This window comes from Albidovulum sediminis (assembly GCF_025380365.1).
Lineage (GTDB): Bacteria > Pseudomonadota > Alphaproteobacteria > Rhodobacterales > Rhodobacteraceae > Albidovulum > Albidovulum sediminis.
Map to the genome: position 1 here is coordinate 1 of NZ_JAOCQF010000006.1, position 13,309 is coordinate 13,309.

Below are 13,309 nucleotides of genomic sequence, written 5' to 3' on the forward strand. Positions count from 1 at the left end.
TTAAGTGCCGCAGCGCCAATGGTACTGCGTCTCAAGACGTGGGAGAGTAGGTCACCGCCAAACCTAGAAAAGAACTGATTATCTCTTTCAACGATCCGTAGCGCCCCCGACGAGGAGGCGCTACGAGAGATTGGCGCGGGGTGGAGCAGCCCGGTAGCTCGTCAGGCTCATAACCTGAAGGCCGCAGGTTCAAATCCTGCCCCCGCAACCAAGAACTCCGTACTGCCAGCAGACTTGGCCGGATCCGCGCAGAATGCGAGGATACCGGCCAGTCCGCCATGGATCGTTACCGTACAGAGGCCCCGGGTCTCGGTCGGCCCCACGGCGATCCGTGTCACCAGCCCCCGTAGCGCCTCCATCGCCTCGGCCCGCGTCGCTTCGTCCGCCAGAAGCTCCGACAGCGCGCCTACGCGGCGACGGTAGAGGTCGGGCAGGTTGGGGTGGATGGTCACCTTCGGGAATCCGGAGGTGGCGGCCCGGAGTTCGGCTTCAAGCCTGGACTTGCGCGCTTCCAGTTCCATCAGCGTGCCACGCACCGCACCGGGTGCCCCGTCGCCCGAGAGGATGAACTCCATGCAGCGCGCAATGCCGCGCTCGACCTCGACTATCTGGCGGCGCTGTGCGTCTCCGGCGGTGCGGCGCTCGGTCGCCAGCCGCGCCAGTTCCCGCTCGAACTCCTCGGTGAAGGCAGCAAGTGCTGCTTCGTTGCCGACGAGGAGGCGAGCAAGACCGTCGAGCACGCGGCCCTCCAGCTCCGCCACCGCTATTCCATGCGTGGCTTTGCAGGTGCCGCGGTCACGCCGTGCTGCACAGTAGTAGCGGTCGCGATTGGTCGTCATCGCCCCGCCGCAGCAGGCGCAGGTGACGAGCCCGGTGAACACGCGCTTCTTCACCTGCCGCTTGTTGCCTGCCCAGCCCGCGTAGCGTGCCTTCTGGCCCTGAGCCTTGGCAAAGACGTCGTCGTCGATCAGCCGCAAGGCAGGAACCTCGGTCACCACCCACTCTTCCCGCGGATTCAGCCGCGAAACGCGCTTGCCCGTATCCGGATCCTTGGCGAAGCGCTGGCGGTTCCAGACGAGCCGCCCGACATACATCTCGTTGTTGAGGATGCCGTTTCGTCTCTGCCGGCTGCCGTGGATCGTCGAGGGGGTCCATGTGCCGCCGCGTGGCCCGGGAATCCCTTCGGCGTTGAGGCGAGCGGCGATCTGGCGCGGCGAGAGGCCGCATGTGTATTCCCTGAAGATACGCTGCACCACTGCGGCTTCCGCGGATTCGATCTCACGCTCCCCCTTCACCGGCGTGCCATCTGCCAAGAGCCGCCGCACCACGCGATAACCATAGCTGTTGCCGCCCCCTGACATCCCGGCTTCGACCCTGCCGCGCAGACCGCGCCGCGTCTTCTGTGCGAGATCCTTGAGGTAGAGAGCGTTCATCGTGCCCTTGAGCCCGATGTGCAGTTCGCTGATTTCCCCCTCGCTGAGCGTTACCAGACGCACGCCGCCGTGCGTCAGCCGCTTGAATATGCCCGCAATATCCTCCTGATCGCGGCTGAGCCGGTCCAGCGCCTCAGCCAGCACCAGGTCCACCTCGCCCGCCCGCGCCGCCGCCATGAGAGCCTGCAGCCCCGGCCGCGCCCGCATCGACCCACCGCTCACCGCGTAATCGGCATAGGTCTCCACCAGAACCCAGCCTTCCCGCGCAATCCGTTCCCGGCACACCCGCACCTGATCCTCGATCGAGGCGGCTGACTGAAGGTCAGAAGAGTAGCGGGCGTAGATGCCAACGCGCATGTCAGCGCTCCTTGCAGTAACCTGCCGGCGCACCGCCGGTGGGCGTGGTCTTCATCAACGTCTTCGGAGAAATCACCGGCGCAGCAGGCCTGACCGTCGCGCGCACCGAGCCTTGCATTCCGTTCCTCCGCTTCAGCTCGTCGATACCCTCCTGAAGTACGCGCGCTGCCTCCATCGATTTTGCCTGAATGTAGTGCCGCGTCGCCGTACGTTCCGACGTCTGGCCCAACAGGGAGCGAATCGCGCGCGCCTCATCAGCCGATCGCAACGCCAAAGTCGTCGCCGCGCAATCCCGAAACAGATGCGGGCAGATCGCGCGGCCTATCAGCCGGGACGTCAGGAGCGTGATCCGCGCGCCAAGGTGGGCTTCATGATAAGGCGTGCCATGGATGGTGAGCCAGAGGCGCCCCGCATCGGCGGCTCCGGCAACCCTGAGCCGCGGCAGCACAACCTCGACATAATGAGTCAGAAGGCTCGCAGCGGGCTCGTGCACCGCAGATTCCCAGGATTGCCCGCACTTCAGGTCGGACCCGTCGAGCACCACGCGCCAGCCGCTCCGGGTCCTGAGCAGGCTGCGACCCAGTTCCAGGTTCGCGTAGGCGCGCCGCCGCATTGGCATCAGGGCGAGGAGCACGATCATCATCGCGTCCTTGCAGGCCCGCGCGCACTTGACGGATGTGGCGGCTTCGGAAGCGTGTCTCTGGTAATGCGCTTTGCCGGCCTCGAAGAGCACGCGTGTTTCCACGACGCGCCCGTGCTTGCGCGCCGATGTAGTCCCGCGAGCCAGCGAATGCAGATATCGCTGCACCTGGCGATGGCGCTCCAGATCGGCGCGCGGCAGAAGCGAGCGAACCACCCGCATCACCCGGTCGAGATGCATGCCGCAGCTGATCTTCGACAGGTGGCTCATGCTTTCGAGCCAGTCGACAAGCGCCTCCGGCGTCAGCCGTGCTGCCGGGGTGATCGAGAGCAGCGCGGGGTGCTCCCGCGCCAACCAGGCCAGCCAGCAGCCGTAGGAGTAGGTCGTGCCGTCGACCGTCGCTGGCCGCAGATGGCTGAGAGGCCCTGCTTCGTCGAGCGGATGCCCCTTGCGAAAGAGGCCCGGCCAGAAATCCCGGTCCTCCGCGGGCCAGTCGGAGAATTTGAGCGAAACCGGTGTCATGGCTTCTTCTCCAGCGTCCCGGGCCCGGAGTTTGCCCTGATCTTCGCGCCGTGCTTTGCCGAAGCCTTCGGCCAGAGCTTTGTCTGCTTCCGCGCCTTGGGTGCGGGCGGCGCCTTGCGGTCATTCACGGTCTCCGCCAGCAGGCGCGTCGCGCCATCCGCCTCGAAGCCCACATAGGTCTGCCACACGGTGGAGGTATCCGTGTGGCCCAGGATGCGGCGTACCAGTTCGTAATGACCCGGGTTATTCTGCAGAAGCAGCTTTGCCGCGAGGTGGCGGAACAGGTGGGGATTGACGTCTATGCCCATGACCTTGCGGATCGTCTGGGTGATCCGCTTGCCAAGGTCACCCGGCGCCATGGGTGCCGAGCCGTCGCGCTGGGGAAACAGCCAGCGCGTGCTGGCGGGGCACAGCACACCTGCCCGATGTGCGAGATGCGCATCGATGCGCTCGACCAGATGGGCCGGCACGGGGAAGGTAATCTCCTGATGGTTCTTCACCCGCGAGCCCGGAATCTGGACGACGACATTGCCCGGTCCCAGACGCAGCAACTCACCCTCGCAGTCGAGTTGCGTGAGATTCCGGATGCGCAGCGGGATATAGCACGCGAGTCCGACCGCCAGCGCGATCTCTGACTGAAGCGCGCGGTCGCGGGGCTTCCGGCAGGTCTGCGCCGCATCCCAGAGCTCGTCGGCCAGGGACAGGAAGTGCGACACGATCTCTGGGTCATCGAAGACCATCAGGCGTTTGCGGTTCTTGGCCGTGAGGCCGGGCGGGCGGGGCGGGATCAGCCTGTCGCAGAGATCCTTCACGGCACCGAACTCCGTCTCGCTCAGCCCCAGGTCCTTGCGCGCGGTGGCGCGCAGCGCCGCGGCGATGTTCGAGATGCCTGAGGTCACGGAGTTCCCGGTGCGTGCAAGGAACCAACGCAGACCGCGCTCAAGGGTGGCGGGCGCCATCAGCTCCTTGAGCCCGGTCAGGCTCGCGGGCGGAGTGCCAGCGCGCACCACCGCGCTGGCAAAGCGCAAGATCTGGTCACGGCGTCCCTGCACCGTGGCCGGGCGCAGGGCGCGCTTCTTGGGGCCGCGGGCGAGCGGATCGGGATGAGCCAGCCGGTGCGTCAGCGCCTCCAGTTCCGTGCCAAAGCTCGGCGGAAAGGTTGACAGGGGCAGGCTGATCAGGTCGTCCGATACCGGCGCCTCAAGGCTTTGCCCCGGCCAGCCCGCCACCTTGTCGATGGCGCGGTTCCACGCTGCCCGGGTCTTGCGCAGCGTGAGGGCGGGATCCTTGCGGATCGTGTTCACCCGCAGCGCCTCGATATAGGCGTCGAGATCGGCGGTGACCACCGACTCTGGCGCGATGTCATTGGCGTCGAGGAACTGGACGAACCGGTCGAGCATGATGCGCAACGACGCGTCCTTGCTGGCCACGACCGCCGACCAGAGCGTATCCCATGCGGGCGACAGCGACAGGCGCTTCTGGCGGCTCCTCGCGACAATGCCGCATTCTGCGAGCGCAGCCTTGGCATTGCTGGTGATGTTCGACCATGTCTTGTCTGCGATGCCCATCGCCGCAGGCATGACGGCGGCGATACGCGGCTGCAGCCATAGCGGGTCTGCGGGCGCCGTTTCCGGGGCGGCGTTCAGGGCATCAGTCAAGCGATGCAGAGCCGAGACGAGATCCCGGGCACGGACTTCCGCCAGGCTCGCATCGGTGGAGATGCGGGTGATTCAATCGGCGATGGACGGAGTACCCGGGCGTACGAAGGGAGTGCGCGTGTTGTGGTGTGGGAAACGGGCTTCGGGAGGCAGCATTGACATCGGGAGAGGTCCTTCCTTGTGCTTGTGTGGTTCTGGAAAAAGGCCGTTCCGGAGCTCCGGTTCGGGAAATAGCACGCCCCACATTTGATTTCTTTTTGGGGCCACCCTCTTCCCGACAGACCTCTAACCAATTGACAGGAAACAGTTAGATCGAGTTAAGCGCGTGCAGTTCCAACCTGGGCGCGATCCGGAGTGTGGGACCAGGCGGTCCTTGCTCGGCGGGACGTCAAGATGGCCCCGAGCACCCAAGTCCGGGCCGGCCGTCGGGGGCGCTCCGGTGAGCACCGTGCTGCCGCCCTTCCCGTGACGGACTCGTCCCAGCGTGCTTCCTTCCATTCCCGCGAAAGGATCGCACCATCAAACCGTGGGATCGAACGCCTAGAAGTAGCTGCGCACAAGCGCGCTTGTCAGTAGCGTCCATCCATCGGCCACGACGAAGAAGGCGAGCTTGAATGGCAATGCCACAATTGCCGGCGGCACCATCATCATGCCCATCGACATGAGCACGGCAGAGACCACCATGTCGATGATCAGGAATGGCAGGAAGATGAGGAACCCGATCTGGAACGCCCGCGCCAGTTCGGACAGCATGAACGATGGCACGATGAGCGAAAGCGGCGCGTCCTGAACTGCGGGCGGGACCGACGCCGGCTCGCGCAGCGTGGCCAGATGGGCTAGCGTCCCGGGATCCAGCCGGTGTTCCATGAACAGGCGGAATGGCCGGATGCCCGCGTCGAAGGCGGTTGCCGCGTCGATGCTGCCTTCGATCAGCGGGTGCAGGGCCACGGTCCAGGCTTCGTCGAACACCGGTTCCATCACGAACCAGGACAGGAAGAGCGACAGCGAGACAATGAGCATGTTGGGCGGAGACTGCTGAAGCCCGATCGCCTGGCGCAGGATCGACAGGACGGTCACGATGAATGGAAAGCAGGTGACCGTCACCGCGATTCCGGGTGCAAGGCCAAGGATCGTGACCGCAGCGATCAGCAGGAGCGACTGCCCGGAAAGGCTCTCCCCGCCGATTGTCAGCGAGACGTCCTGGCCATGCGCGGACACGGGAAGCAGGATCAGCAGGATTGGAAGAGCCGCGAGCCGGCGGAGCATCTCAGACCTCCGATGTCCGGTCGGTAATCTCTGTCAGGCGAACGGCAAGCCTGCCGCTGCCGTCACCCTCGATCTCCACCAGGTCGCCACGGGCCACGAGCCTGTCACCGACAAAGAGTTCCACGGGGTCTTCGATCCGGCTATCCAGCGGCAGAACCGCATCGCGCCGCAGCTTGAGCAGGTCGCGCAACTTGGTCCGTACGCGCCCGACCGAGACCCTGATTTCGATCGGAACGCCCGTGAATGCTCCGCCGATCGTTTCGCCGTCATCCATGGGGGGTCTCCTCTGTCATCTCGGGGTGGAAGAACGAACGGACGGCCCCGGCGATCCGCGCGATGACGTTGTCCAGATCTATCCGCGTCTCGCGCGGCCCTGCGATCAGGTGAACCTGGCCGCGCGACAGCGAGGGTTCGGCTTCGAACGCGATGGGAAAGCCCACCTGAGCCAGGACAATCTCCTCGATCGCGGGCCGGTTGTCGGGGTGGGCGCGCAGCCGGATCGGAGCATCGGCAAGGGTCCGGGCCTCCGGCTGGAGCGACTCGATCACGATATGTCCCAGCGCCTCCTGCGCCATCCGGGGCAGGACCTTGGACACCATCTCGGTCAGAAGTGGCTGGAGCGACCGCAGGACATGCGTGCGCGCGTCTTCGTATGTCAGGGCCATTTCGCGCAAATTCTGGCCCAGATCGGACCGCAGGCGCGCTATTTCCTCTTCCTGCGCGTTGATCGCGTCTTCCCAGCCGGCGGCATATCCGTTCTCGTATGCCTGAAGTCGCGTTTCCTCCAGTTCGGTTGCCGACATCTCGCGCCGGGTATCCGCATCCTGCAGGTCATCGAACGAATCCAGTTGCAGCGGACGTGTCAACGCGCATCCTCCGTCTCGCCTTCTTCCATCCAGCTGCGGAGGATTTCCGCCGTTTCGTCACGCTTTTCGGCCATCAGCGTGCGCAAGCGCGTGACAGGATCGGTGGAGGCGCTGTCGCTTCCGTCCCGGCCGGGCACAGGGGCACGGAGGCGCTCGGAGGGCAATGCCGCCCGCCCGCCCGCGGGTTCGCCATCGTCGATCTCACCCGTGAGGGCATTGGGATCCAACTGTGCCGGGGCACGCGCCGGCAACCGCGCCGCCGGCAGGGCCTCCAGCCGGCGGGTACTTGCCAGGACCGGCCGCACGACGAACAGGCCAAGGATCAGGGCAACCAGCGCCGCCGCTGCAGACTGCAGCAATCGGGTGGTATCGACGGGGGTCGTGTTGATCCATGCCGATCCCGGCACGTCGCCTCCTTCGGGCAGGGGCTCGAACGAGAGCGAACGGATCGAAATGACGTCGCCTCTCGCCTCGTCGTATCCCACTGCGGCCGACACGAGTTCCCTCAGCGCGGCCAGTTCCTCCTCGGTCCTTGGTGTCGGCTCCTGGCCATCGGCAGCCTGGATGGTGTTCAGAAGAACGGCAACCGTCAGCCTGCGGATCGCCCCAGGCGCCTTCAGCACCTCGCGCGTGGTTTCCGAGACCTCGAAGTTCACGCGCTCCCGCGACTCGCTGGCCTGGCTCGATGATCCGGCCCCGCCGCCGGATTGGCCGGCGGGCAGGTTCGACGCAACGGTCACCGCCCCGCCACCGCTGTCGGTTCCCGAATTCGAACGCTCCTCGCTGTCGGTCGATATCGCGATCCTGCTTTCGGGGTCGATCTGCCGCTCGCTGATGGTTTCACTCTCCGTGACCACATCGACCGACACTTCCACGACGACGTTGCCCGCGCCGACGCGCGCCTCCAGAAGCCGCTGAACCGCGTGGCGAAGCTCCTCCGCCCGCGTTCCACCCTTCGATTCGAGCCCATTGCCATCGGAGACGAGTTTTCCCTGGCCATCGAGGATGGAAACATCCGCAGGCTGCATGCCAGCCACGGCAGACGCCACGAGAAAGCGCAGCGCATGCGCGCGCTCAGCCGACAGGGCACCCGAAGCCGTCGCGACCATGACCGAGGCGGTCGGAGATGCCGCGCGGCGAAAGCCCGCGGGTTCGACATTCGCGATGTGGACCCGGGCGAAACGCACATCGGGAAGCGCCGCGATCGTGCGCGCGATCTCCCCTTCCTTGGCACGAAGATACGCCGCGTCGAACATCTGCGATGTGGTGCCGAACCCGGACAATCCGTCCAGCAGTTCATAGCCCGCCCCACTGTTTGCAGGCAGACCTTCCGCCGCAAGGACCATGCGCAGCTCATCGCGTCTTGGCGCATCCACGTAGATCGAGTCGCCGCGGATCTCGTGGGCGACCCCATGTCTTTCCAGCGCCGCCAGAACCTCGCCGGCGCGGGCCTGGTCGAGACCGGCATAGAGAAGCGCCATGGACGGACTTGAGGCCGTTCCAACCAGAAACATCACCGACAGGAACATCGCTGCCGCGGCGGCGAGGGCGATGACGCGCTGTCGTGGACGCAGGGCTTGCCAGAGCGTGAGAAGCTGCTGCACCTGATATCTCCGTCATTCGGGGCGTTCTGCCGCGCTGTCCGATGAATCCCCGATCGCGCTTAAGAATTGGTTAGCCGTCATCGGGCTATCAGACAGTATCGCGAAGGGAGAAGCGGCCATGGCCGAAGCGGATGCGGCAGCTGACCAGCAAAAACCGGCCAGACGGGCGAGGGGCATACTTGTCGGCCTGGTGCTTGCGCTGCTTTCGGGCGGGGGGGCGTTCTACGCGGTCTACTCCGGCATTCTCTTCGGCGCAGATCATGGCGAGCATGCCGCGGAGGAAGAGGCCGCGGAGGCAAGCCCGATCCCTGACATCGCCTTCGTGCCGATCGAGCGGATCGTGCTTCCCGTCGGGGCGTCCGGAAGCGGGCGGTTTCTGCATTTCGCGTCGGAGATCGAGGTTCTGACCGAACATGAGGCCGAGGTGCTGCGCCTGCGCCCGCGCGTGATCGACGTGCTCCACACCTATCTGCGGGCGCTCGATTCCGCGGACCTCTCGGACAGCACGGCGCTTGTGCGTCTCAGGGCGCAGATGCTGCGGCGGGTGCAGATCGTCCTCGGGGAAGGGCGCGCGCGGGATCTCCTGATCACGGAATTCGTCATCAACTGAGGCGGCCATGGGCTTTATCGCGGATCTTCTGCTGTTTTCGGGGGCCCTGGGGGCGAGCTTCTATTGCTTCGTGCTCTCGCACCGCCTCAGGCGGTTCAGCGGGCTCGAAACCGGGATGGGGGCGGCGATCGCCGTGCTTTCGGCACAGGTGGACGATCTGACGCGGATGCTCGAACAGGCGCGCGACGCGGCGCAGGGTTCGGCCGACCACCTGGAGGAACGAACCCGAAGGGCCGAGACTGCGGCGCGGCAACTGGAACTGATGCTTGCCGCCATGCATGACCTGCCGCGCAACCCGCCGGCTCCGGCTCCGGGCGCCGCCGACGCGGGCCGGATGCGCTTCGTTCGCCGCCGTGCGGGCGCCTCCGCCGGGGGGCAGCCATGACCGCGGCCAGCCGTCCGACACGTCGGCGCGGAACCATTCGCACGCCTTGGCTGATTGCGATGCTGCTGCTTGCTTCGGCGGCCCTTCGCATCGGCGCGGCGGTGCCCGCCGCCATGGCCGAGGCGGGCGAGGAACCCCCTGCCGATACGGCGCTTTCCTGCACGACGCAGGACGGCGTCATGGAACTGTTCGAGGCGGTTCGGCTCAGGGAAGCCGCCGCGGAGTCGCTTGAACGGGAACTGGCCGAAAAGGAGCGCTCGATCGAGCTGGCGATGGTTGCCATGACCCGGCAGCGCGAAGCGCTGATCGCCGCCGAGGAAAGCCTGGCAGCAACGCTTGCCATCGCCGACAGCGCGGCTGACGAAGACGTCGCGCGCCTCGTGACCGTGTACGAGAACATGAAGCCCAAGGAGGCCGCGCCCCTGTTCGAGGAGATGGACGCGGAATTCGCAGCCGGTTTCATCGCCAGGATGAAACCGGGCGCCGCTGCGGCGGTCCTCGCCGGAATGGACCCGCAGAAGGCCTATCTCATCAGCGTCGTCATGGCAGGCCGCAACGCCGGCGCTCCAACCGAGTGAAAGGAAATTTAACCGGCAGCGGCTTAGCTGTTCGGGGAACCGATACAGGTCAGGAACCGGTCATGATCGGAATAGTCGGCATCGCGATCATCTTCATTATGGTCTTCGGGGGCTACACGCTGCACGGCGGCAGCATGGGCATCATCCTGGAGGCGCTGCCATGGGAGATGATCATGATCGGCGGTGCGGCGGTTGGCGCCTTTGTCGTCGCCAATGACATGGCTGCCATCAAGCAGACGCTGAAGGATGTGGGCAAGGTGTTCAAGGGGGCGAAGTGGAGGCCGTCCGATTACCGGGATCTCCTGTGCCTGCTGTTCGAACTGATCCGGCTGGCGCGGTCCAATCCCGTCGCGATCGAGGAGCACATAGAGAACCCGCATGAGTCCTCCATCTTCGGGAAGTTCCCGAAGATCCAGCACGATCACGAGATCACCGAACTGATATGCGACACGATGCGGGCCGCCTCGATGAACTACGATGACCCCCATCAGGTCGAGGAGGTGCTTGAAAAGCAGCTTGAGGCCAACCTGCACCATGCGCTGCATTCGAGCCACGCGCTGCAGTCGATGGCCGACGGCATGCCTGCCCTGGGCATCGTCGCGGCGGTTCTGGGCGTCATCAAGACGATGGGAAGCATCGACCAGCCGCCCGAGATCCTCGGCGCAATGATCGGTTCCGCGCTCGTCGGAACCTTCATGGGCGTGTTCATGGCCTACGGTCTCATCGGCCCGTTCGCCACCAAGGTGAAGTCCGTGGTGGAGGAGGACGCCCACTTCAGCAAGCTGATCCGCGAGGTCCTGGTGGCAAACCTGCACCGGCATCCGCCGAACATCTGCATCGAGGTCGGGCGCCAGAACACGCCGCACCAGTTCCGCCCAAGCTTCTCCGACCTTGAGCAATCGCTCAGGGACATCAAGACCGAGGCGGCATGAAAGGTGCGTGGGCGTGCCTCGTCGTGGCCCTCGCCTGCGTGCCTGCACAGGCAGAGACGGTGTCGGTGCGGTCGGGTGAACACGATGGATTCACACGGATCGTGGTCGACCTGCCCGAGGGAACCGGCTGGGCGCTCGGGCGCAGCGATGCGGGATATGAACTGCGTCTGGATCGGCGGGACGTGGAATTCGACCTTCGGCGCGCCTTCGCGCCAATTCCGCGCGACAGGATCGCCGACATGGTTCCCGCCCCGGGGGGTGGCCGGCTCACCTTCGTCGTGACCTGCGAATGCCACGCGGCAGCCTTTGCAACCGCTTCAGGTGGGGTCGCGGTCGATGTGCGCACGGGGCCGCCCGGTCCCGGAGCCGCCTACGAGAGGCCTCTCGCGCCCTTCCCCGATCCGGTGCAGGAAGGCGCGCGCCCCTCGCTCCTCCCGACGCTCGAAGCCGGTGATGCCGCGCCGCCAACGCCTGCCTCCCTTCCGGCCACAGACGGGAAGGGTCAACCGGATGGGTCGCCTGCAGCCCCCGCGCGGGTCGCTTCGGATGGCTACTCCGGCCCCGCGGTCAACCCTGTGCAGATCCTGCCTCTGGGGCGCTCCTCACCGCTTTCGGACGCAAGCCTGGGCGGGGCACGCCATGCCTTCGCGCCGGCCCGGTCCGACCGGCTGGAGGATCTCAAGACGGAGGCGCAGTTTCTTCTGCTCGAGCAGCTGTCGCGCGCCGCCTCGCAGGGGCTGGTCAATGTCGACCTGAGCCTGCCGGCCGCGACCGGAACCGGGCAGGGTGCGGACAAGTCGATCGCGGATCCCTCTCCGCTTCCCGACAAGCCCGCTACGGCGGAGCCGCTTCGCGTCAGAACCAGTGTCGAGGCAGTTCCGGATGGTGCGGGCGACAGCCCGGCGCAGACCGCGGAAGGGGAAACATGCCCCCCCGAAAGCAGTTTTGCGCTCGCATCCTGGGCGAACGACGAAGCGCCGGTGTCGCAGATAGCGGGCGCCAGAAGGGCGCTGCTCGGCGAGTTCGACGAACCCGATCCGGAGGCAATCCGCACCCTCGCGCGGCTCTATATCGCTCTGTCCATGGGACCCGAGGCGATGGCGACTCTGCGCGCCTTCGATCAGGAGGACGAGATTCTTTTCGCAATGGCCCGCATCCTCGAGGGACAGGCCGTCGATCATCCGGAAATCTTCGCACGCTTTGCCGATTGCAGGGGGCCGGTGGCGCTCTGGTCGGCTCTCGCCGCGCCTGATGCGGGGGCTGTTCCAGTCTTCGACACGGAAGCCATCCTGAGGACTTTCCAGTCCTATCCGGATGCCGTGCGGCGCGCCCTTGCGCCGGATCTTGCGACCTTCTTCCTGCAACGCGGCGAAAATGAAGCTGTGCGCATCCTGAGCAATGCCATGACGCGGACCATCCCTGAAAACCTGGCCGTCGCAGACCTGATCGAAGCCCGTCTGGCCCAGGTCGACGGCCGGCCGGAACCCGATCCGGCTGTCGATGCGCTGGCACTGTCGAATGATCCACTTGCGCCGGAAGCGACGCTTTCGGCCATCGAAAGACGCCTTGCGGCGGGGCAGGTCGTGCCCGAACGGCTCGCCAGTCATGCCGAGGCCCTGGCCGCTGCCAATGCCGGCACCCCTGCCAGTGCCGAACTTGCGGCAGCGGCCGCGCTCTCGTGGGCTTCTCTGAGCGCCTTCGCCCAGGCGCAGGAAACGCTCGACCGCGCGCTTCGGGATCTTGGTCCGGAGCATCGCGTCCGGGTCCTGACGCGCTATGCAGGCATGTTGACCGAAAAGGCGGACGATGCGTCGTTCCTTGCGCAGGTCTTCTCACGGCGCGACTGGATGGTGGCTGCCACGATCGGCGCGCGCGGCAGCCTGCAGGTCGCACGGCGTCTGTCCGATCTGGGTTTCGACACGGAAGCGGTATCGCTTGCAGGCGATTCGGTGGCGTCGGAAGAAACCGCTCAACTTTTCGTTGCGCGCGGATACCTCGCCCTCGGGCTGCCCGCTACCGGCGCGTCCAGCCTGTCCGCCCTGAGGGCAGAAGCCCTGGTCGTCCAGGCGCGCGCCGCGGAGCGCGCAGGCAGGACCGAAGAGGCGGTCGATGGCCTGGCAGCTGCAGGCATGCAGGAAGAAGCCTCAATGACAGCCTGGCGGGCGGGGATGTGGACCCGGGCAGAGGCCCTTGGTTCCGGTGTCAGGCGGCGGGCGCTCGAACTCGCGAGGCCGCCGGAAACCCGGGCTGACGAGGCGACGCCACTGGCGGCGGCGCAGGCCCTGATCGAACGCTCGCGCGACCTGCGCGGCGTCTTCGAAGAGGTTCTGGCGAAGCAGGGCAGTTGATGCCGGTTACCAATTCTCAAGCATAGAGCCCTAGCCTTCAAGACGGCGGCAAGAAATGCGGTGCGTTGCGATGCGGAAAGCGAAAGGCAGTTCAGGGCATGATCGAATCA

At 66.0% G+C, this 13,309-nt stretch carries 12 protein-coding genes and 1 tRNA gene; 6 read left to right on the top strand and 7 right to left on the bottom strand.

Features of this window, described 5'->3' with window-relative positions:
* Positions 1-134 precede the first annotated feature (134 nt).
* A tRNA-Met gene (locus tag N5I32_RS19335) sits at positions 135-211 on the top strand.
* On the opposite strand, the gene N5I32_RS19340 is transcribed toward N5I32_RS19335, so the two are convergent.
* The 7 genes from N5I32_RS19340 to fliF form a co-directional block, all read right to left on the bottom strand.
* Entirely contained in the window at positions 168-1,790 is a 1,623-nt protein-coding gene (locus N5I32_RS19340; protein ID WP_261497687.1) for a recombinase family protein, read from the bottom strand. The genes N5I32_RS19335 and N5I32_RS19340 overlap by 44 nt on opposite strands.
* Before the next feature lies 1 nt (position 1,791).
* A complete protein-coding gene (locus N5I32_RS19345) occupies positions 1,792-2,952 on the bottom strand; it encodes a site-specific integrase (protein WP_261497590.1) in 1,161 nt (386 codons plus the stop codon).
* Entirely contained in the window at positions 2,949-4,610 is a 1,662-nt protein-coding gene (locus N5I32_RS19350; RefSeq protein WP_261497591.1) for a tyrosine-type recombinase/integrase, read from the bottom strand. Before N5I32_RS19350 ends, N5I32_RS19345 begins: the two co-directional genes overlap by 4 nt.
* 540 nt (positions 4,611-5,150) lie before the next feature.
* The gene (gene fliP / locus N5I32_RS19355; RefSeq protein ID WP_261497592.1) at positions 5,151-5,876 is read right to left on the bottom strand and encodes a flagellar type III secretion system pore protein FliP; all 726 of its coding nucleotides are present in this window, start codon (positions 5,874-5,876) and stop codon (positions 5,151-5,153) included.
* Position 5,877: 1 nt separating this feature from the next.
* The gene (locus tag N5I32_RS19360) at positions 5,878-6,150 is read right to left on the bottom strand and encodes a FliM/FliN family flagellar motor switch protein (RefSeq protein ID WP_261497593.1); all 273 of its coding nucleotides are present in this window, start codon (positions 6,148-6,150) and stop codon (positions 5,878-5,880) included.
* Entirely contained in the window at positions 6,143-6,742 is a 600-nt protein-coding gene (locus N5I32_RS19365; RefSeq protein WP_261497594.1) for a FliH/SctL family protein, read from the bottom strand. The genes N5I32_RS19360 and N5I32_RS19365 overlap by 8 nt, the downstream gene beginning before the upstream one ends.
* A complete protein-coding gene (gene fliF, locus N5I32_RS19370; RefSeq protein ID WP_261497595.1) occupies positions 6,739-8,346 on the bottom strand; it encodes a flagellar basal-body MS-ring/collar protein FliF in 1,608 nt (535 codons plus the stop codon). The genes N5I32_RS19365 and fliF overlap by 4 nt, the downstream gene beginning before the upstream one ends.
* A gap of 118 nt (positions 8,347-8,464) precedes the next feature.
* Here fliF and N5I32_RS19375 point away from each other — a divergent pair, with 118 nt between their 5' ends.
* The 5 genes from N5I32_RS19375 (at position 8,465) to N5I32_RS19395 (ending at position 13,199) form a co-directional block, all read left to right on the top strand.
* Positions 8,465-8,956: a flagellar basal body-associated FliL family protein gene (locus N5I32_RS19375; protein ID WP_261497596.1), complete on the top strand. Its 492-nt coding sequence runs from the start codon at positions 8,465-8,467 to the stop codon at positions 8,954-8,956.
* A 7-nt stretch (positions 8,957-8,963) separates the two neighbouring features.
* Positions 8,964-9,341 (top strand): DUF6468 domain-containing protein, encoded by a 378-nt coding sequence (locus N5I32_RS19380; RefSeq protein WP_261497597.1) that lies wholly within the window; start codon positions 8,964-8,966, stop codon positions 9,339-9,341.
* The gene (locus N5I32_RS19385) at positions 9,338-9,919 is read left to right on the top strand and encodes a MotE family protein (RefSeq protein WP_261497598.1); all 582 of its coding nucleotides are present in this window, start codon (positions 9,338-9,340) and stop codon (positions 9,917-9,919) included. The genes N5I32_RS19380 and N5I32_RS19385 overlap by 4 nt, the downstream gene beginning before the upstream one ends.
* Before the next feature lie 62 nt (positions 9,920-9,981).
* On the top strand, positions 9,982-10,851 hold the full coding sequence (gene motA, locus N5I32_RS19390; protein ID WP_261497599.1) for a flagellar motor stator protein MotA: 870 nt from the start codon (positions 9,982-9,984) through the stop codon (positions 10,849-10,851).
* Entirely contained in the window at positions 10,848-13,199 is a 2,352-nt protein-coding gene (locus N5I32_RS19395; protein WP_261497600.1) for a hypothetical protein, read from the top strand. The genes motA and N5I32_RS19395 overlap by 4 nt, the downstream gene beginning before the upstream one ends.
* The last annotated feature ends 110 nt before the right edge of the window (positions 13,200-13,309 follow it).

What these genes read in the sequence shown, in the direction of transcription:
- N5I32_RS19340 (WP_261497687.1), bottom strand. Translation starts at nt 1,790, where the DNA reads ATGCGCGTTGGCATCTACGCCCGCTACTCTTCTGACCTTCAGTCAGCC.
- N5I32_RS19345 (WP_261497590.1), bottom strand. Translation starts at nt 2,952, where the DNA reads ATGACACCGGTTTCGCTCAAATTCTCCGACTGGCCCGCGGAGGACCGG.
- fliP (WP_261497592.1), bottom strand. Translation starts at nt 5,876, where the DNA reads ATGCTCCGCCGGCTCGCGGCTCTTCCAATCCTGCTGATCCTGCTTCCC.
- N5I32_RS19360 (WP_261497593.1), bottom strand. Translation starts at nt 6,150, where the DNA reads ATGGATGACGGCGAAACGATCGGCGGAGCATTCACGGGCGTTCCGATC.
- N5I32_RS19375 (WP_261497596.1), top strand. Translation starts at nt 8,465, where the DNA reads ATGGCCGAAGCGGATGCGGCAGCTGACCAGCAAAAACCGGCCAGACGG.
- N5I32_RS19380 (WP_261497597.1), top strand. Translation starts at nt 8,964, where the DNA reads ATGGGCTTTATCGCGGATCTTCTGCTGTTTTCGGGGGCCCTGGGGGCG.
- N5I32_RS19385 (WP_261497598.1), top strand. Translation starts at nt 9,338, where the DNA reads ATGACCGCGGCCAGCCGTCCGACACGTCGGCGCGGAACCATTCGCACG.
- motA (WP_261497599.1), top strand. Translation starts at nt 9,982, where the DNA reads ATGATCGGAATAGTCGGCATCGCGATCATCTTCATTATGGTCTTCGGG.
- N5I32_RS19395 (WP_261497600.1), top strand. Translation starts at nt 10,848, where the DNA reads ATGAAAGGTGCGTGGGCGTGCCTCGTCGTGGCCCTCGCCTGCGTGCCT.